Annotated in this window: 16 protein-coding genes; 15 read left to right on the forward strand and 1 reads right to left on the reverse strand. The window is 42.9% G+C overall.

The window, feature by feature from the left end; all coding sequences use genetic code 11:
* Nucleotides 1-6 precede the first annotated feature (6 nt).
* The 14 genes from frr to tilS all read left to right on the forward strand — a co-directional run bounded on the left by frr (nucleotide 7) and on the right by tilS (nucleotide 17,248).
* Nucleotides 7-564 carry a ribosome recycling factor gene (frr, locus tag Q4546_RS12975; protein WP_076542902.1) on the forward strand — a complete coding sequence of 186 codons (558 nt, stop codon included), beginning with the start codon at nucleotides 7-9 and terminating at the stop codon, nucleotides 562-564.
* 83 nt (nucleotides 565-647) lie between these two features.
* Entirely contained in the window at nucleotides 648-1,472 is an 825-nt protein-coding gene (locus Q4546_RS12980; RefSeq protein WP_102439651.1) for an isoprenyl transferase, read from the forward strand.
* A 20-nt stretch (nucleotides 1,473-1,492) separates the two neighbouring features.
* Nucleotides 1,493-2,350 (forward strand): phosphatidate cytidylyltransferase, encoded by an 858-nt coding sequence (locus Q4546_RS12985; RefSeq protein WP_102439650.1) that lies wholly within the window; start codon nucleotides 1,493-1,495, stop codon nucleotides 2,348-2,350.
* A 4-nt stretch (nucleotides 2,351-2,354) separates the two neighbouring features.
* Nucleotides 2,355-3,545, forward strand: a complete 1,191-nt coding sequence (gene ispC, locus Q4546_RS12990; protein WP_303446384.1) for a 1-deoxy-D-xylulose-5-phosphate reductoisomerase — start codon at nucleotides 2,355-2,357, stop codon at nucleotides 3,543-3,545.
* A gap of 14 nt (nucleotides 3,546-3,559) precedes the next feature.
* Entirely contained in the window at nucleotides 3,560-4,930 is a 1,371-nt protein-coding gene (rseP, locus tag Q4546_RS12995) for a sigma E protease regulator RseP (protein ID WP_102476173.1), read from the forward strand.
* Between the two features lie 30 nt (nucleotides 4,931-4,960).
* Nucleotides 4,961-7,444: an outer membrane protein assembly factor BamA gene (bamA, locus tag Q4546_RS13000; RefSeq protein ID WP_102439647.1), complete on the forward strand. Its 2,484-nt coding sequence runs from the start codon at nucleotides 4,961-4,963 to the stop codon at nucleotides 7,442-7,444.
* Nucleotides 7,445-7,500: 56 nt separating this feature from the next.
* Complete coding sequence (locus Q4546_RS13005; RefSeq protein ID WP_102439646.1) at nucleotides 7,501-7,998, forward strand: OmpH family outer membrane protein; 498 nt, start codon at nucleotides 7,501-7,503, stop codon at nucleotides 7,996-7,998.
* The gene (gene lpxD, locus Q4546_RS13010; RefSeq protein WP_102439645.1) at nucleotides 7,998-9,017 is read left to right on the forward strand and encodes a UDP-3-O-(3-hydroxymyristoyl)glucosamine N-acyltransferase; all 1,020 of its coding nucleotides are present in this window, start codon (nucleotides 7,998-8,000) and stop codon (nucleotides 9,015-9,017) included. Before Q4546_RS13005 ends, lpxD begins: the two co-directional genes overlap by 1 nt.
* Nucleotides 9,018-9,052: 35 nt before the next feature.
* Nucleotides 9,053-9,514, forward strand: coding sequence for a 3-hydroxyacyl-ACP dehydratase FabZ (fabZ, locus tag Q4546_RS13015; protein ID WP_076542894.1), 462 nt, complete (start codon nucleotides 9,053-9,055; stop codon nucleotides 9,512-9,514).
* A complete protein-coding gene (gene lpxA / locus Q4546_RS13020) occupies nucleotides 9,511-10,281 on the forward strand; it encodes an acyl-ACP--UDP-N-acetylglucosamine O-acyltransferase (protein ID WP_102439644.1) in 771 nt (256 codons plus the stop codon). Before fabZ ends, lpxA begins: the two co-directional genes overlap by 4 nt.
* Nucleotides 10,282-10,289: 8 nt before the next feature.
* Nucleotides 10,290-11,432 (forward strand): lipid-A-disaccharide synthase, encoded by a 1,143-nt coding sequence (gene lpxB / locus Q4546_RS13025; RefSeq protein ID WP_303446385.1) that lies wholly within the window; start codon nucleotides 10,290-10,292, stop codon nucleotides 11,430-11,432.
* Between the two features lie 88 nt (nucleotides 11,433-11,520).
* Complete coding sequence (gene rnhB / locus Q4546_RS13030) at nucleotides 11,521-12,147, forward strand: ribonuclease HII (protein WP_241900949.1); 627 nt, start codon at nucleotides 11,521-11,523, stop codon at nucleotides 12,145-12,147.
* A 186-nt stretch (nucleotides 12,148-12,333) separates the two neighbouring features.
* The gene (dnaE, locus tag Q4546_RS13035) at nucleotides 12,334-15,810 is read left to right on the forward strand and encodes a DNA polymerase III subunit alpha (protein WP_303446386.1); all 3,477 of its coding nucleotides are present in this window, start codon (nucleotides 12,334-12,336) and stop codon (nucleotides 15,808-15,810) included.
* Nucleotides 15,811-15,874: 64 nt separating this feature from the next.
* Nucleotides 15,875-17,248 carry a tRNA lysidine(34) synthetase TilS gene (tilS, locus tag Q4546_RS13040; RefSeq protein WP_102476169.1) on the forward strand — a complete coding sequence of 458 codons (1,374 nt, stop codon included), beginning with the start codon at nucleotides 15,875-15,877 and terminating at the stop codon, nucleotides 17,246-17,248.
* Here the strand turns inward: tilS and Q4546_RS13045 are convergent.
* Nucleotides 17,225-18,121 (reverse strand): GGDEF domain-containing protein, encoded by an 897-nt coding sequence (locus Q4546_RS13045; protein WP_102476168.1) that lies wholly within the window; start codon nucleotides 18,119-18,121, stop codon nucleotides 17,225-17,227. The two genes, tilS and Q4546_RS13045, sit on opposite strands and share 24 nt — an antisense overlap.
* Before the next feature lie 180 nt (nucleotides 18,122-18,301).
* Here Q4546_RS13045 and Q4546_RS13050 point away from each other — a divergent pair, with 180 nt between their 5' ends.
* The gene (locus tag Q4546_RS13050; RefSeq protein ID WP_102439639.1) at nucleotides 18,302-20,254 is read left to right on the forward strand and encodes a monovalent cation:proton antiporter-2 (CPA2) family protein; all 1,953 of its coding nucleotides are present in this window, start codon (nucleotides 18,302-18,304) and stop codon (nucleotides 20,252-20,254) included.
* Nucleotides 20,255-20,376: the final 122 nt, after the last annotated feature.

Consider the following 20,376-nt stretch of genomic DNA (forward strand, 5'->3'; position numbering starts at 1 on the left):
TTTAACGTGATTAATACAATTAAAGAAGATGCTCAAGAACGTATGAGCAAATGTGTTGAAGCAACTAAAAACCAAATGGCCAAAGTGCGTACCGGCCGTGCTCACCCAAGTTTACTTGATTCAATTCAGGTTTCTTACTACGGTTCTATGACACCACTTAAGCAAGTTGCTAATATTGGTATCGAAGACTCACGTACGCTAAATGTAACTGTATTTGATGCTACTATGGTGCAAGCTGTAGAAAAAGCGATTATGAGCTCTGATTTAGGCTTAAATCCAATGACTGCCGGCAACTCAATGCGTATTCCATTACCAGCATTGACTGAAGAGCGTCGTAAAGATTTCATCAAAGTGGTTCGTGGTGAAGCTGAAAATGGCCGTGTTGCAGTCCGTAACGTTCGCCGTGATGCTATCAGCGAAATTAAAAAGCTTGAGAAAGCAAAAGAGTGTACTGAAGATGATGTTCGCCGTAGCGAAGATGAAATTCAGAAGTTCACCGATGCTAGCATCAAGAATATTGATGGAATTTTAGCTGTTAAAGAAAAAGAATTGATGGAAGTCTAATTCTCCTCATAGCAAAGCTAGAGTTGAAGCGCCGTGTAAGGTTATACTACACGGCGTTTGTCTATTTGAAAGGGTTGTAATAGATGTCATCCACTGTTGGATTTGAGCCAGAAACACAATTAGATACCGATATTGATTCATCAGAGCAATTGCCTGGGCAATTATCTGATGTGGTTAAACAGTCGTTGCCTAAACATGTTGCCATCATTATGGATGGCAATGGCCGCTGGGCTCAGCAACAAGGTAAACCAAGAGTGTTCGGCCACAAGGCCGGTGTAAAGGCCGTGCGTCGGGCTGTCAGTGTGGCGAGCCAGTTACAAATCGAGTCGTTAACCTTGTTTGCTTTTTCCAGTGAAAATTGGCGTCGTCCTGATAAAGAAGTCAGTTTGCTGATGGAATTGTTTTTCACTGTATTACAGCGCGAAATCAAACTACTGCATAATAATCAAGTGCGTTTAAATATTATCGGTGATATCAGCCGCTTTTCTGCACGTTTACAAAAACAGATCCATGAAGCACAACAAAAAACGGCAGGCAATACTGGTTTAGTGCTTAATGTTGCTGCTAACTATGGTGGCCGCTGGGATATTTTACAAGCGACACAAAAGTTAGCGGATAAAGTCGCCCAAGGTGATTTAGCATCCGATGAGTTAACTGAAGATTTATTAAATCAACAACTGTGCATGCACGGACAAAATGAAGTTGATTTGATGATCCGGACAGGCGGTGATTACCGCATCAGTAATTTTATTTTATGGCAGGCTGCATATGCGGAGTTAGTCTTTACTGACACCTTATGGCCAGATTTCAATGAGCAAGCGTTTAAAGATGCCCTTGCTGTATTTGCCAGTAGACAGCGCCGCTTTGGTTTGACAGGCAGTCAAATCGAAGAAATTCGCGCTATATAAAGAATTAAGAGGCTAAACTTTTGTTAAAACAAAGAATTATAACAGTATTATGGTTACTTCCTCTCGTTATAGGGGCCATTTTCTTTCTGCCTGCAGAGTATTTTGCTTGGGTTTTGGTGCCGGTATTCATGATCGGCGCAAAAGAGTGGGGCAGCTTTATTGACCCTGAGTGTAAAGTGACCCAGTGGACATTTACCGTCACAGTCACCGTTATTTTATTAGCGTTAAACTTTATCGTACCTGTGGATGCAATGTGGCTTAAAGGCCAATTACACCCTATTTTTGTCTCTATTATTGCTATTGGTGCTTTTTGGTGGTTTTTAAGCGCACTTTTAGTTATTTCATTTCCTAAAACTGACAGCATATGGAAAAACAGCCCAATGCTGAAGTCGATGTTTGGTCAGCTAACACTTATTCCCTGTTTTGTTGCCCTCATTACGCTCAAATCAATCAGCAGTAATGTTGACCCTTATTTTGGCGGCACCTTAGTCTTTTTAGTCATGTTAGTTGTTTGGGCCGCTGATACAGGTGCTTATTTTGCTGGTCGCGCATTTGGTAAGCATAAATTGATGCCCAATGTTAGCCCTAATAAAACCCTTGAAGGTTTGATTGGTGGCTTATTAGCAACCTTGGTCGTCGCATGTGGGGTGATGTATTACTCACCAGAACAAGAATTAGCTTTAGTGATTACCGTTACGCTGATAACCGCTTTAGCTTCAGCCTTTGGTGATTTATCTGAAAGCATGTTTAAACGTGCTGCTGATATAAAAGATTCAGGTACTATTTTACCAGGCCATGGTGGAGTACTCGATAGAATGGACAGTTTAACGGCTGCACTACCGATCTTCACTCTTATCTACATCGCATTCTGGATTTAATACAATGCAAAATATGGTCATTTTAGGCGCTACTGGCTCCATTGGGTCAAGTACGTTAAGTGTTATTAGCCAAAACCCACAGCAATATGCGGTTTATGGTCTCGTTGCCAATGCCAGCGTCGATAAAATGTTGTCATTATGTATCGAGCATAAACCAGTATATGCACATATGGTCGATGAATCTGCAGCTAAGGCGCTGCAGCAGCGTATACCTGCTAATATTGCCACTAAGGTGACAACAGGTGAGGATGCGTTATTAGGTCTTGTCACGGCTTCTGAAGTTGATACGGTTATGGCCGCGATTGTCGGCGCAGCAGGTCTTGTTTCAACCTTTGCCGCAGTTAAAGCGGGCAAACGGGTATTGCTGGCAAATAAAGAAGCCTTAGTCATGTCTGGCGAATTGTTTATGCAGGCTACAGTGCAAAGTGGCGCGACCCTACTGCCGGTCGATAGTGAGCATAATGCTATTTTTCAGTGCTTACCTGCCGATATTCAAGCCAACCTTGGGCACTGTGATTTAACCGCATCTGGTATTTCGCATATTTTACTGACAGGCTCTGGTGGCCCATTTTTAACCGCCGATTTAGCCGCGCTTCAATCCATGACGCCAGCACAAGCGTGTAATCACCCTAATTGGTCAATGGGACCTAAAATTTCAGTCGATTCAGCCACCATGATGAACAAGGGTCTTGAGTTTATTGAAGCGCGCTGGTTATTTAATACTAAGGCTGAGCAATTGAAAGTGGTTATTCACCCGCAAAGTGTGATTCACTCTATGGTGCAATATCGAGATGGTTCAGTGCTCGCACAAATGGGTAACCCAGATATGCGTACACCTATTGCCCATTGTATGTCTTTTCCTGAAAGAATTAACGCTGGAGTTGAACCTTTGGACTTTTTCAAAGTCCGAGAATTGAGCTTCTGTGAACCTGACTTCAATCGTTTCCCATGTTTAGGCTTAGCAATGCAGGCTTGTGAGCAGGGACAAGAGGCGACAACAGTACTTAACGCCGCAAACGAAATTGCCGTAGCAGCCTTTTTAGCTGAACAAATCAAGTTCACTGACATCGCTAAAGTTAATGAAGCGTGTTTATTAAAAGTGCCGCAGTCGTCGTTATCGACGATTGAAGATATTGTACAGTTAGATGCACAAGCACGTGCTATTGCTCATGAAGCAATTAACTCAATTAACTAGTTCTTAGGAGAACAATGTTAGATTTTTTATGGAACCTAGGGTCATTTATTGTCGCATTAGGTATTTTGATTACAGTTCATGAATACGGACATTTTTGGGTTGCACGCCGTTGCGGCATAAAAGTCGAACGTTTTTCTATTGGCTTTGGTAAAGCCATTTGGCGCAAGGTTGGTAAAGACGGCACTGAGTACGTTGTGGCGATGATCCCGCTTGGCGGTTATGTCAAAATGCTTGATGAGCGAGTAGAAGAAGTCCCAGAGGAATTACTCGACCAAGCTTTTAATCGAAAAACCGTTTGGCAGCGTATTGCGGTTGTGGCAGCCGGGCCCATGGCCAACTTTTTGTTCGCCATTGTTGCCTTATACCTTATGTACATCATTGGCGTACCTTCTTTAAAGCCTGTTATTGATACCACCAAAGCCAATACTCCTGCGGCGCAGATAAGCATTAAAGAGCCAATGCAAATTTTATCGGTATCTGGTCAAAAAGTCAGAAACTGGGAAGAAGTTAATTTAGCGTTAGTGAGTCATATTGGCGGCGATTCGTTAGAGATCAGTCTTACACCGCTTAATGCGGCCGTTACAGATGCCCAGCTTGGTCAATCCCATACGCTTGATATTAGCCAATGGACATTTGACCCCGATAAAGAATCGCCAATTAGTGCAATTGGTTTAGGTATTTATCGCCCAGCCATTGAGCCTATAATAGCCTTGATCACCAAAGGTAGCGCGGCAGAATATGCTGGTATGCAGGTTGGCGATGAAATTACTGCCATCAATGGTAAACCATACCGCGATTGGAATGCGTTTGTAGATGTGATACAAAAGTCTGCCGATAAAACGGTGCAGCTAAAAATATTACGTGATAATCAAGCATTAACCCTTAATGTCACCCCGCAAGCACAAACCAATGCTGCAGGCCAAATGATTGGCATGGTCGGGGTAAGTCCTACTCAAATTGATTGGCCGGAAAGTATGCGCTTCCAGCTTGAGTATGGCATAGTAGATTCCTTCACAGCAGCCGCTGATAAAACATGGCAACTGGTGGTTGTCAGCTTTAAGATGATTGGAAAACTGTTTACCGGCGATGTGTCGGTGAAAAACTTAAGTGGTCCTATTTCTATAGCTCAAGGTGCTGGTACCAGTGCAGACTATGGATTTGTGTACTTTCTTGGGTTTATCGCACTCATCAGTGTGAACTTAGGCATCATTAATTTAATGCCTTTGCCAGTGCTCGATGGGGGACACTTGCTGTATTACTTTATCGAAGTGATTACGGGTAAGCCTGTACCGGAGAAGGTACAGGACATAGGATTCAGGTTTGGCGCAGCGATGCTGTTATTGTTGATGAGTGTTGCACTCTTTAATGATTTTTCCAGACTCTGAGCAGGGAACACAAATAATTAGAAGTGCTCTATGAGATTGAATAAACTTTTTGCCTCGATGATTTTAGTCGGCGCGTCATTTTCAGGCAATGGTATGGCGGAAACTTTCCAACCATTTGAAGTGACCGACATCCAGATTGATGGTTTACAGCGAGTCGCACTTGGTGCTGCCTTGCTAAACCTGCCCGTTAAAGTGGGCGATACGGTAGACCAAGTAAAATTACAGCAAGCCATTAAAAGCTTGTATGCCTCAACCAACTTCGAAACCATCAGTGTTAGCCATGAAGATGGCGTATTGCTTGTTTCCGTTAAAGAGCGTGCCACTATCAGTGCTGTTACCTTTGAAGGTAACAAAGATATTAAAGATGAGCAGTTACAAGAAAGCTTAGACGGCTCAGGTATTAAAATCGGTGAGTCACTTGATAGAACCATGTTGTCAGGCATCGAAAAAGGCCTGCAAGATTTCTATTACGGTGTGGGTAAATACGGCGCGAAAGTTGAAGCAGAAGTCATTAACTTACCTCGTAACCGTGTTGAACTTAAATTTAACTTCACTGAAGGCTTAGCGGCTGAAATTCGCCAAATTAACGTAGTGGGTAATACCGTTTTTTCAGATTCTGAATTAATTGGTTTACTTGAGCTTAAAGATTACGTTGCTTGGTGGGACTTATTTGGTGAGCGCCGTTATCAAAAGCAAAAGCTTGAAGCTGATTTAGAAACGGTAAAAACCTACTATCACAACCAAGGTTATATTCGCTTTGCGGTAACATCAACCCAAGTGGCAATGACCCCTGATAGAAAAGGCTTGTACATCACCATCAATGTTGATGAAGGTGATAAGTACGAGGTCTCTGAAGTTAACTTAACCGGTGATTTAATGGGCCGTGAAGAGTTGATGAAGGCTATCTTGCCGATCAAAGAAGGCGATATGTACAACGGTGGTGATGTTACCTTCACCGAAGAAATGTACAGCAAGTATTTAGGCCGTTTTGGTTATGCTTATCCTGAAGTAAAAACCTATCCAGAAATTAATGACGAAACCAAAGAGGTTGCATTAAACATTAATGTTAACCCTGGTAAACGTGTTTACGTGCGCTCAATTAACTTCAGCGGTAACACAGTTACTAAAGATGAAGTAATGCGTCGTGAACTACGTCAAATGGAAGGTGCGTGGTTAAACTCAGCTCAAGTTGAGCAGTCAAAAGTATTGTTAAACCGTTTAGGTTACTTTGAAACAGTTGATACTGAAACCGTACAAGTACCTGGCAGTGATGACTTAGTGGATGTGGCTTTCAATGTGAAAGAACAGCCATCTGGTTCATTTAACGCCGGTGTGGGTTATGGTACTGAATCAGGCTTAAGTCTGCAGTTTGGTGTACAGCAAAGTAACTTCTTAGGTACGGGTAACCAAGCGGGTATTAACTTAAATACCAATAAGTATTCTAAGAACGTTAACTTCTCTTACACTGACCCGTACTTTACTAAAGATGGTGTGAGCTTAGGCGGCAGTATCTTCTGGAACGAGTTTGATGCAAACGAGGCTAACCTTGAGCGTTATAAGAATAAATCTTATGGCATCGCGGTAAACTCAGGCTTCCCGATAAACGAAAATAACCGTTTAAATGGTGGTATCGGCTATCGTCATAACGCGATTTCAGAAATCTCTGCTTACGAACAAGCATTACGTTTCTATAATGTTTACCGTGAGTCTGATGACCCGAATTCTGATTTAGCCTTTGATAACTTTGAGATAAATGGTGGTTGGTATCGCAGTACATTAAACCGCGGCACCTTCCCAACAGATGGTTCATCGCAGCGCCTAAGTGCGAAAGCAACCATTCCAGGGTCGGATCTGCAGTATTTTAAAACTGACTTTGATACCAACTTTTACTTACCATTAACCCGTAACCACAGCTTTGTGTTACTAACGCGAGCGCGCTTAGGTTATGCCAATGGTTATGGTAAGTTTAATGATAATGATCAAATTTTGCCTTTCTGGGAAAACTATTACTCAGGTGGTAGTAGCTCATTACGTGGCTTTAAGTCTAATTCTGTCGGCCCTCGTTCGTTCTATTTATATCGTGGTAGTGAGCCATGTGCGCCAGATCCATCAGGTGACGGCTGTACACTGCCAGGTGATCCTAACCGAATTCAAGTGAGTTCTGGTCGTTCTATTGGTGGTAATGCCATTGCGACTGCCAGTGTGGAAATGATTGTTCCAACGCCTTTCTTGGATGAGGCTTATTCTAATTCAGTACGTACTAGTTTCTTTGTTGATGCTGGTAACGTATGGGATACCGAGTTTGATTATGACTCGTATAGATACCTTCCAGCGGATGAGTTTGACAAACTGGAAGATTATAGCGACCCAGGTCGGATCCGTGCCTCTTGGGGTATGAGCGTCCAATGGTTATCACCAATGGGACCTATGGTGTTTAGCTTGGCTTGGCCGATTAAAGAGTACGAAGATGATGAAACAGAGATATTTTCGTTCAACATTGGCAAAACGTTCTAAAACAAATACACTCAGCAAGTTTTGCTGATAATAACAAGGAGTCTATTTTGAAAAAGATGTTAAATCGCGCGTTAGTAACAATGGCATTTTTAAGTGCACCTATGATGGCACATGCTGAAAAAATTGCTGTGGTTGATATGGGCGAAGTATTTGAGCAACTGCCTCAACGTGAACAAATTTCACAGTCACTAAAAACTGAGTTTGGTGATCGAGTTGCTGACGTACAAAAAATGCAAGAACAAATGCGTACATTAGTTGAAAAGCAACAACGTGATGGCGCGTTAATGAGCGAAAGTCAAAAAACTGAGCTTGGACGTGAAATGGAATCACTAAAGTCTGATTTCCAATTAAAAGGCAAAGCACTTGATGAAGATATGCGTCGTCGTCAAGGTGAAGAGCAAAACAAGCTTTTAGTTAAAGTACAAGAAGCGATTAATACTATTGCTGCAAAAGAGTCTTATGACATCGTATTGCAACGTGGTGCAGTTATCTACGTTAAGCCAGATGCTGATATCAGTGATAAAGTTGTTCAAGCGTTAAGTAAAGGCAACTAATGAAAACCGTGACTTTAAAAGAGCTTGGTCAGCTATTAGGCGCATCTGTTAAAGGCGACGACACTTTGGTGATCACCAGTGTTGCGACCCTAGAAGATGCCGCCTCAGATCAACTTTCTTTTTTAGCCAATAGTAAATATCGTGCCCAGCTTGAGACATCTCAAGCGGGTGCGGTGTTATTGAGTGAAAAAGATGCCGAAGATTACAGCGGCAATGCTTTAGTGTTAAAAGACCCATACGTGGGCTTTGCACGGGTAGCACAACTTTTAGATACCACCCCAAAAGTTACCAAAGGTATCCACCCCTCGGCACAAATCGATGCCTCAGCGCAACTGGGCGAGAATGTCGCTATAGGGGCTAATGTTGTCATCGATGCCAATGTCATTATTGGTAATGACGTACAAATTGCTGCAGGTAGTGTTATTGGCGAGCAATCTATCATAGGTTCTGGCTGTATTTTAAAAGCCAATGTGACTTTTTATCATGATGTGATTGTTGGTCAGCAATGTATTTTTCATTCTGGTTGCGTGATTGGTTCTGATGGCTTTGGCTATGCGAACGAGCGCGGTAACTGGATCAAAATCCCACAAACTGGTGGTGTAAGAATTGGCGATAATGTAGAAATTGGCGCCAATACCACAGTAGATCGTGGTGCTTTATCTCATACAGAAATTCATGATGGCGTTATCATCGATAACCAAGTTCAAATTGCCCATAATTGTGTTGTCGGCCAAAATACCGCTATTGCAGGAACCTCATTCCTAGCCGGTAGTGCGACTCTTGGTAAGTACTGTATTATTGGTGGCGGTAGCGGTATCGCAGGCCATTTGAAGGTTGCAGACGGCACCCATGTCTCTGGCAGCACCAATGTGACAAGCGAAATTCGTAAACCAGGTTTGTATTCATCTGCTACAATTGCAATGGATAACAAATCATGGCGTCGCAATACTGTTCGTTTCCGTCATTTAGATGAATTATTTAATCGCGTCAAAGTGATTGAAAAGAAAATACAAGATTAGAAGTCATGGCATGATTGCCATTGCGAGGAATTAGCGTGTCAAACCAATTAAATACCATGGATATTGAAGAGATCCTTCAGTATCTTCCTCATAGATACCCTTTTTTGTTAGTTGACCGTGTTCTAGATTACACCGTAGGTGAGTCTTTACATGCGATTAAAAATGTCACCTTTAATGAGCCTTTTTTCCAAGGTCACTTCCCAGTTAAACCAGTAATGCCTGGTGTATTAATCATTGAAGCGATGGCCCAAGCAACAGGTTTGCTTGCATTTAAAACCATGAGTCCAGATCCATCACCAGATGTCTTATATTTACTTGCTGGTATTGATAAAGCACGTTTTAAGCGGGTGGTATCTCCAGGTGATCAGATTCATTTCCACGTTAAAATGATTAAAGAGCGCCGAGGAATTGGTGTATTTGAAGGACAAGCATTCGTCGATGGCGAGCTAGCCTGTTCAGCCGAAATCATGTGTGCACGCAGAGAGATCAACAAGTGATTGATAAGTTAGCATTCGTTCACCCAGACGCAAAAATTGGTAACAATGTCACGATTGGCCCTTGGAGTTATATTGGCGCTGACGTTGAAATTGGCGACGATACTTGGGTTAGTTCACATGTCGTTATCAAAGGCCCAAGTGTCATTGGTAAAGGCAATCGTTTCTTCCAGTTTTCTTCAATTGGCGAAGAATGCCAAGATAAGAAATATGCTGGTGAGCCAACAACTTTAATCATGGGTGATAATAATATCATTCGTGAAAACGTGACTATTCACCGCGGTACCATTCAAGATAATAGTGAAACCCGTATAGGTTCAAATAACCTACTTATGGCTTATGTGCATATCGCTCATGACTGTGTGTTAGGTGACAATATTATCATGGCAAATAATGCTTCTATTGCAGGCCATGTACATGTTGGTGATTGGGCTATTTTAGGTGGCATGACTGGTGTACATCAGTTTGTACATATTGGTGCCCATGCGTTTACTGCAGGCTCTTCAACCATCTTTCAAGATGTGCCGCCATTTGTGATGGCAGCCGGTAGCCCAGCTATCCCAAGAGGTCTGAACGTTGAAGGTTTGAAGCGCCGAGGTTTCACTAAAGAAACCCAACATGCTATTCGTCGTACCTATAAATCGCTATATCGTAAAAATTTAACGATTGAAGAAGCATTAGCTGAAATTACTGAAGACGCTGAAGCCGATGAATACGTTAAAGGCATGGTTGAATTCATTAATGGTTCATCTCGCGGGATCATTCGATAGTATTGATAATGACAAATAATACCCCTCGTATATTTGCTATGGTCGCCGGAGAAATCTCCGGCGATATTTTAGGCGCAGGCTTAATTAAGTCGCTACTAAATCACTACCCAGATGCGCGCTTTATTGGCATTGGTGGTCCTCAAATGGAGGCTCTTGGTTTCGAGAGCTTTTTTTCGTTTGAAGAGCTTGCCGTTATGGGGATTGTTGAAGTGTTAGCAAGGCTGCCGCGTTTACTTAAAGTGCGCGCCAGTTTGATTGAGCAAATTTGTGCAGCAAAACCTGATTGCTTTATTGGTATTGATGCGCCAGATTTTAACCTTGGGGTTGAACTCAAGTTAAAAAATAAAGGCATAAAAACGGTCCATTATGTGAGTCCGTCGGTCTGGGCTTGGCGTCCAAAACGTATTTTCAAAATCGAAAAAGCCACCAATATGGTGTTGTCGTTATTACCTTTTGAAAAAGCGTTTTATGACAAACATCAGGTGCCATGTACCTTTGTCGGTCATACTTTAGCGGATGATATTCCGCTTGAAAGCGATAAGTTAGCTGCCCGTAAACTGCTGGGTTTAGACCCTAATGCAGAATATTTAGCCATTTTGCCTGGATCTCGCGGTGGTGAGCTAAAACAGTTAGCTGAACCTTTTATTAAAGCGGCGCTGATTGTTAAGCAAGCTTATCCAGATATTAAGTTTGTCACGCCACTGGTTAATAAGGCCCGTAAGGAGCAGTTTATTGCCGCCCTTGAGCTGTATGCACCAGATTTGGTTATCGATTTAATTGAAGGGCAATCAAGGGAAGTCATGGCCGCAGCTGACGCTATTTTACTAGCATCAGGCACTGCAGCACTTGAAGCCATGCTGGTTAAAAGGCCTATGGTGATGTCTTATCGGGTTAATGCGCTGACTTACAAAATTGCTAAACGCATGATGTTAGTTGAGCATTACTCTTTGCCAAACTTGCTCGCGGGCAAAAAGCTTATTCCTGAAATTGTTCAAGATGAGTGTAATCCTGAGAATATTTCAGCTGCAGTGATTGAGCAGTTAAATGCAGATTTTACGCCGCTTAAGCAAGAGTTTGAGCAAATTCATCGCAGTTTACGCTGCAATGCCAGCGATAGAGCTGCTGACGCGGTAATTAACTTACTCGATTAATATCAGTAATTTTTAAAGCCTGATTGAGTGATGTTATTCGCTCAAGCAGGTTTTTTTATGGCAATTTTAGAGGTGATTTGTGAGTCGTATTCCTGCAGTAATAAAGGGTATTACCCCCGAACAAGTTGAATACATTAGCCGCGGCGTGGTCGCGGGTGTTGATGAAGTTGGCCGAGGCCCATTAGTGGGTGATGTGGTTACCGCAGCAGTTATTTTAGACCCTAATAATCCGATATCAGGCTTAAATGACTCAAAAAAATTAACTGAAAAACGCCGTGAATTGCTATTTACTGAAATCAGTGAAAAAGCCTTATGCATTAGTGTCGGCCGTGCATCCCCATTAGAGATTGATGAACTTAACATTCTCCATGCCACCATGCTGGCTATGCAGCGGGCAGTGCAAGGCTTAACTATTACCCCAGAGCGAGTGTTGGTGGATGGGAATCGTAGTCCAGAGTTTGGAATCGTTAGTCATGCCATTATCAAAGGTGATGGCTTGGTGGCAGCAATAAGCGCCGCATCGATTATTGCCAAGGTAACCCGCGACAGGGAAATGGCTGAGCTTGATGCCAGATATCCACAATATGGGTTTGCCAATCATAAAGGTTACCCAACTAAAGCCCATTTTGAAGCATTAGCACAACATGGGGTATTAGCTGAACACCGCAAAAGTTTTAAACCAGTCATGGCAGTACTGGCAAAATCTGAATCTTAAACCGCTTTGGTTATAACAATATAGCATTAGACAGCATCGCCAAGTATTGCCTACGGCATTGGCGCTGTTTAATCGGCTTATTTAGCGATGATAGCCCTAATCTGTTCTATTAAATTTGGGGTTAGTTTGTTAATCTGGCTAGCAGTTTTTTCCTTTTAATCACGCATTTCAAAGATACTATAATCTATGTCCGATCCTCGTTTTGTTCATCTTCGCGTTCACAGTGATTTTTCCATGTCAGATGGCGTGGCAAAAGTTAAACCTATTATTGCCAAAGCCGAAGAGCTTGGAATGGGGGCGCTAGCGATAACAGATCAAAATAACTTTTGTGGTCTGGTAAAGTTTTATGGTGGCTGTCATGGGGCAGGGATCAAGCCGATTGTTGGCGCTGATTTTTGGATGAAAGTCCCAGGTTTTGAAAAAGAGTTTTGCGCCTTAACTATCATCGCCTTAGATAACGACGGTTATCAAAATTTAACCCAGCTCATCAGTGAGGCCTATTTACGTGGCCAAATAGATGGGCGAGTGGTTATCGATCAAGAGTGGCTGATTAAGTTTAATAAAGGCATTTTGATTATTTCTGGGGCGAAAGAAGGCGATGTTGGTAAGGCATTATTAAAAGGTAACCAAACCCAAGTTGATCAGCTGATAAATTTCTATCAAACCCATTTTGAAGATCGTTACTTTTTAGAGCTTTTGCGAACTGGCAGAGCTGATGAAGAACGCTATCTGCACATGGCGGTAAAATTAGCTTCTGATCGCAATCTACCTGTTGTGGCGACCAATCAGGTGGTCTTTTTAAAGGCCGATGATTTTGAAGCGCACGAAATACGGGTGGCGATCCATGACGGTTTTACTTTAGCTGATCCTCGCAGACCGAAAAAATACAGTAAAGAACAATACTTACGCACAGAAGAAGAAATGTGTGAGTTATTTGCTGATATTCCATCAGCACTGGCAAACAGTGTGGAAATCGCCAAACGCTGTAATGTGACTATACGTTTACACGAATATTTCTTGCCTAACTTCCCAACGGGCGATTTGACCATTGAAGACTTTCTCGTCGAAGTGTCGGAAAAAGGCCTAGAAGAGCGGCTGGAATTTTTATTCCCTGATGAACAGGTACGTTTAGAAAAGCGTCCCGAGTATGATGAACGCCTAGATATTGAGCTAAAAGTGATTAACCAAATGGGCTTCCCTGGTTACTTCCTTATTGTAATGGAGTTTATTCAATGGGGTAAGGATAACGATATTCCTGTTGGACCGGGTCGTGGATCTGGTGCGGGCTCATTAGTGGCATATGCACTAAAAATTACCGATCTTGACCCACTAGAGTACGACTTACTGTTTGAACGTTTCTTAAACCCAGAACGTGTCTCTATGCCTGATTTCGATGTCGATTTCTGTATGGATAGACGTGATGAAGTTATCGATCACGTTGCTGAATTGTATGGCCGAGATGCGGTATCACAAATTATTACCTTTGGTACCATGGCGGCAAAAGCTGTGGTACGGGACGTTGGCCGTGCACTCGGTCACCCCTATGGTTTTGTTGAACGGTTAACAAAAATGATCCCTGCAGAGCCCGGGATGACTCTGACCAAAGCCTTTGAAGTGGAGCCATCATTACCAGAAGCGTATAACGCTGATGAAGATGTCCGTGAGCTGATTGACATGTGTCGACGACTTGAAGGTGTTACTCGTAATGCCGGTAAGCATGCTGGTGGCGTGGTTATCTCACCGACAGTTATCACTGATTTCTCGCCCCTTTATTGTGATGCTGAAGGCTTAAACCCAGTAACGCAATTCGATAAAAATGATGTAGAAACCGCAGGGCTAGTTAAGTTTGATTTCTTAGGCTTAAGAACCCTGACCATTATTGATTGGGCGCTGCAAATGATTAACCCGCGCCTAGCAAAGCAGGGCAAAGAGCCCGTCAGGATTGAGGCCATTGACTTAACCGATCCTAAGTCGTTTAGATTACTTCAGCGCTATGAAACCACAGCGGTATTCCAGTTAGAATCCCGTGGTATGAAAGATTTGATTAAACGTCTGCAACCCGATTGTTTTGAAGACATGATTGCACTTGTGGCACTGTTTCGCCCAGGCCCATTGCAATCAGGCATGGTAGATAACTTTATTGAGCGTAAGCATGGCCGTGAAGCGGTCTCTTACCCTGATGCAGAATATCAACATGAGTCATTAAAAGAGCTGTTAGAGCCAACCTACGGCATTATTTTGTATCAAGAACAAGTGATGCAGATTGCGCAGGTGCTAGCAGGCTACACCCTAGGTGGCGCGGATATGTTACGCCGTGCAATGGGTAAGAAAAAACCAGAAGAAATGGCAAAGCAGCGCGGCACCTTTAAAGAGGGGGCTATCAATAACGGTGTTGATGGCGACCTGTCGATGAAGATCTTCGACTTGGTTGAAAAATTCGCCGGTTATGGTTTTAACAAATCTCACTCAGCTGCCTATGCACTGGTTTCCTATCAGACCCTATGGCTTAAAACCCATTACCCTGCCGAGTTTATGGCGGCGGTAATGTCAGCAGATATGGATAACACAGATAAAATCGTTATCTTAGTCGATGAATGTGAACGCATGGGCATACCGCTTATTCCACCGGATGTGAATAAAGGCTTATTCAAATTTACCGTTGATGACGAGCTTAACATTGTCTACGGGATCGGTGCGATTAAAGGGGTTGGTGATGGCCCAGTGGAATCGATTCTCAATGCCCGAAAAGACGGACCATTTATTGATTTATTTGATTTCTGCGCCCGAATTGATCTTAAAAAGCTCAATAAACGCGTCATCGAAAAACTGATTTGTGCCGGTGCATTAGACAGTTTAGGTCCGCACCGCGCGGCGATGATTGCCACCTTACCAGAAGCGATTTTGGCCGCGGCCCAGCATGCCAAAGCTGAAGCTATTGGCCAAAACGATATGTTTGGCCTACTTAACTCTGAACCAGAAGACAATAAACAAAACTTTGTTGAATGTACTCCTTGGCCTGATAAAGTTTGGCTTGAAGGTGAGCGTGATACTTTAGGTTTATACCTTACAGGTCATCCGATAAATCAATACTTAAAAGAGCTGAAGCAGTACACTTCAGGGCGTTTAAAAGACGTCCATCCGACTGACCGCGGTAAAACCATGAAGGCCGCGGGGCTAGTTATTGCCACTCGAGTGATGGTAACCAAACGTGGCTCAAAAATGGGGCTGGTGACGTTAGATGATAAAAGCTCACGCTTAGAAGTGATGCTATTTACTGAAGCGTTTGAAAAGTTTAATCACTTGCTTGAAAAAGATAAAATTTTGATCTGTGAAGGTGAGGTCAGCTTTGATGATTTTGCTGGTGGCAATCGCATGACTGCCCGCAACATCATTGAAATTGGCGAGGCTCGTAGCCACTTTGCCAATGCAGTGGAAATAAACATTACTGCTGATGACATCAACCAAACTTGGCTTGAGCAATTTGAGCAAGCATTAACGCCATGGAAAAACGGCAGTGTGCCGGTTATCATTAATTATCAGCAGCAACAAGCAGCAGGCCAATTACGCCTTGGTGATGAATGGCGGGTGAATCCAACCGATGAACTGATGCTGGCAATTGAAAGTCTAGTGGGCTCTAAAAACGTCAAAATCGTGTTTAATTAATTTAGCAAACTGGCTTTGGTTTCGGGCTCACATTGCTGAGCCATTTGGGCAATAGAGGCATCCATTGAGCGTAGATATTTGCAAAGCGATACAAGCGCATGCGCTAGTGCTATTAAACGCACAGCCTCAGGCTAAGTTAGTATTAGCTTACAGCGGCGGGGTTGATTCTGAATGCCTTGCCTATGGTTTAAGCCAGTTTGCCCAGCAGCACCCTAATATCCCTTGCTTATTAGTCCATGTTCATCATGGACTTAGTGACAATGCAGAGCATTGGGTCAATCATTGTCTCACTCAGGCTAAGCACTATCAGTTACCCATTCAGATAGAACGTGTAGCGATTAATAAAGCTGCGCGGCAAAGTTTAGAGGCGCTCGCCAGAGATGCCCGCTATAACGTCTTCAAAAAATACCTTAACCAAGGCGATATATTACTCACCGCCCATCATCAAGATGATCAACTGGAAACCTTACTGTTAGCCCTCAAACGTGGTCAAGGGCCCAAGGGCTTAGCGGCCATGGGCGCCATGCAGCCATTTAATCATCAAAGTTGGATTGTTAGGCCGTTACTTGATGTTACTCGCCAGCAAATTGAAGCTTTTGCCAGTGATAACCAACTTAAGCACATTGAAGATGAAAGTAATCAAGATGAGCAATTTGACCGTAACTTTCTGCGCCATGACATCATTCCGAGATTAAAAGCTCGCTGGCCAAGTATTGCCACCACCGCATCACGCAGTGCTAAATTATGCGCTGAGCAGCAGCAAGTGATTGAAGATGAAGTTGATACACGCTTACCCGCATGGCTTGATACAGCAACACCATTTGAGTTGCCCGCTTTTAAATTACAGCAATTGTCAGACCAAACACCTCAATGGCAAGCCCTGTTGCTGCGGGGCTTTATTCAATCTTTAGGGTTTAATTTGCCGTCTCAATCGCAGCTGGAACAAATTTTACAGCAGCTGATCTATGCCGCTGATGATGCCAAGGTGGATATTTTTTGTGGTGATTACTCAATAAAGCGTTTTGCTGGCAAGGCATTTGTGGTGCCTGTTAGTAATGAAAAGCCAGATGATGTTGAGTTGATTGGCAATATTCAGTCATTGTGTACTGGCAAGCAATTGAGTTTAACCGTGCAGATGAATCAGCTAGCTGACTGCGCTATTGGTTTAACGCAAACGGGAGTAAGACTAAGGTTAGCGACAACGGAGCAAGTGACTATCTCATTTGGCGCCAAAGGCAGTATTCGCTGTCAGCCGCATTTTCGTGATAAAGGCCGTGAGCTTAAAAAAGTTTGGCAGGAGCTAGCCGTGCCACCTTGGCAAAGGCATAAAATACCGCTTATTTTTTACAATGACACCTTAGTTGCCGCCATTGGTTTTTGGGTTGATAAACGCTATCTTGCCAGCCATAACGAGTTAGGCGTTTGTTTGCATACTTAATTTAAAGCCGTTTTTACCCGCGGCTTTTGCTGCATACAACGCCATATCTGCAGTTTCATAAAGTTTGTCTTGGGTTTGTGGTGGTAAAAACTCAGCCACCCCAATACTGCATTGCACCTTAAATGCACTGGTTAATGGGTGGCTATTTATTGCCGCAATAATACGTTCACACAATGGTGTCATCGTATGTTCTTTTCCTTGGGCTATAATTATAAATTCATCACCACCAATTCGAAATGCTTGGTCAGTATTGCGGATAGCATCATTTAATAAATCAGCAAACTCTTTTAATACCGTATCCCCCAGTTTATGACCATGTTGATCATTGAGGTTTTTAAAGTTATCTAAGTCCAGCACAATCAGAGAAATATCAGCTTGTTTTCGGTTAGCTCTTGCCAGTGCACTCTTAATACTTTGCCGATAATAATAGCGATTACCTAGCCCAGTCAGGGCATCAAACATCGCTTGGTTCGACATCTGCGCATATTGGTAGGCATTATGTAATGGCTGATTGAACAGTTCTTCTAAGGTGTTTAACAATCTTGTTTGACTTGGTGTCAGTGGCGTAGATAAGTAATATTTAATGCTATAGGGCTCACCAAAACCGGTGATCACTCGCTGAATACTGAGTCCCTGGCAACGACCCCAATTCAGTTTTAATTGGTGATTAAGCTGGATGCCGCGGATCGGCAAAACTTGTCCGATGCTTTTGCCATAGCGGGCAAAAACGCTTTCAGGGTCTAAATTTGAGTGTAATTGCTGTAACACTGCCAGTAAATTAAGCCTAGGTTCTTCATCGGTTATTTTATAATAAGCTTCTGATTTACTTATAGTTAACTTCGGGTATGGTTGTGACGTTACTGCGTAGTCCATAGCTATTATCCCAATGATGATTTCAAGTTTCTAATTGTTATCCGTTTGATAAATTTATTAAGCAATAACTATGCCTGTTATTTTTTGTTTACCATTTTCATAAGGTTATTGTTAATTTGCCACTTTGTTAATAGACTGTTTATCTAATCGTTATTTTATTGACTCGGAGAACATGCCTTTATGGAGCACAGTATTTTCATCCATATTCTCTCAATGCTAGTCATTGCGATTGTGGCAATTTCTTTGTTACGCCGAGTTGGGTTACCGCCAATCTTAGCTTATCTGCTAACCGGGGTTTTCAGCGGGCCTAGTGGCTTTCATTGGTTTACTCAAGCGCAAATGCATTCAGTGGCAGAATTGGGTGTGGTGCTGCTGATGTTTAGCCTAGGGTTAGAGTTTTCGGTTCCTAAGCTCTGGTCTATGCGCCGCACAGTATTCGGTTTAGGCAGTGCTCAGGTGACATTCACCGCATTAATTGCCGGTTTAGTCGCCTACTTATTCGGTCAAAATATGGTTGCTGCGGTGGTGATTGGCTCTGCTGTGGCGCTATCATCAACGGCGATTGTGCTAAAACTGGTTAATGATCAAGGCTGGATGCGTCGCCGACATGGCGAGCTCTCTGTCAGTGTGCTGTTATTTCAAGATATTGCCGTGGTACCGCTACTGATTGTATTACCTTTGTTATCTCCTAGCAGTGAAGCCATGGGCGCTGTTGAAATCGCTTGGGGGCTGTTCACTGGTATTTTGGCCTTTTTAGCATTGATGTCATTTGGTAAATGGATTTTACCGCGTATTTTTGATGAAGTAGCCCGCTCTCGCTCTAACGAATTGTTTGTATTATCAACCTTAGTGGTGGTGTTAGTTACTGGGGCGTTTACCCAGTGGCTGGGATTATCCATGGCGTTAGGTGCCTTTATAGCGGGGATGCTGTTAGGGGAAAGTCAGTATCGACGTCAGTTAGAAGCGGATATTAGACCATTTAGAGATTTACTGATGGGACTGTTTTTTATCTCCATCGGTATGCTATTAAATTTTGCTATTGTTGTTGAGTTTTGGTGGCAAATTTTATTAATCCTCATTGCAGTGTTAATGACCAAAATCTTAGTGGTGTTTGGTTTATTAAAGCTTGGGGGCGAGCAATTTAAAGTGGCATTAAGTACGGCTATCAGTTTGGCTCAAGTGGGCGAATTCAGTTTTGTGGTATTAGCCTTGGCGGTTAATTATCAGCTATTAGAAACTCAAATGAGTACCATTTTAGTGATGGTGGCGGTGTTATCCATGTCCATCGCACCTTGGTTAGTCAGGCATTGTGTTGATATTGCGGCAAAAATTGAGGGTAAAACCAATAGTAAAGATCAAATGGATGAAGAATTCATTTTACCCAGCCCTGATGATGGCGACTTGGTATTAATATTAGGTTATGGCCGTGTAGGGCAAACCATTGCGCGTTTTTTAAAAACCGAAGCGGTGCCATTTGTGGTGCTGGACTTAGATCCCAAACGTGTTTCTGAAGCCCGCGCTGCAGGCGAGCCGGTCTATTTTGGTGATGCCTGTAAAATGGGCTTGTTAAAGCAAATTGGTATTCGCCGAGCCAGCATGGTGGTGATCACCTTTGGTGAGTCAAGGCAAGTTGAAGACTGCTTAGCATTATCACGTAAATTAGCCCCTGAAACTAAAATTATTGTTCGCACTACAGATGATGCTGAATTAGAAAATTTAACAGAAGCTGGCGCCACTCAAGTTATTCCAGAAAAGCTCGAAGGCAGTTTAATGCTGGTGTCGCAAGTGCTGTATAAATGTGGCGTGCCGCTACCAAGAATTATTAAACGTTTAGAGTCTGAGCGCCGTAATCACTACCAATATTTACATGGTTTTTTCACTGGCGCCGAAACCGACTTTACCTTGGAACTGCTGCATGCTGTGGCGTTAGATACAGGTGCAGATGCTATCGGCAAGAAACTCACCGATATTGACTGGTCGCAGTTTAGTGTTGAAGCACGAGCTGTTAGACGTAAAGGTGAGGAGATAAGTCCACCGCCGGATGATTGGGTGTTTGAGCGCCGTGACATTGTGATGGTGGTAGGAAAACCCCGTGCAATTGAAGCCATTGAAGAGCACTTATTACAAGGCTAGTTGCAAGGCTAGCATCAATTAGCTTACGCACTCTATGATATTAGCCTTAAAAAAAATAATTAAAGCGCATGTCACGGTAGAATTTTACAGGCATCTTCCATAGAATGGATGGTTACGCTCGT

It is taken from the genome of Shewanella sp. 4_MG-2023, from assembly GCF_030548015.1.
In the GTDB taxonomy this organism is placed as follows: domain Bacteria; phylum Pseudomonadota; class Gammaproteobacteria; order Enterobacterales; family Shewanellaceae; genus Shewanella.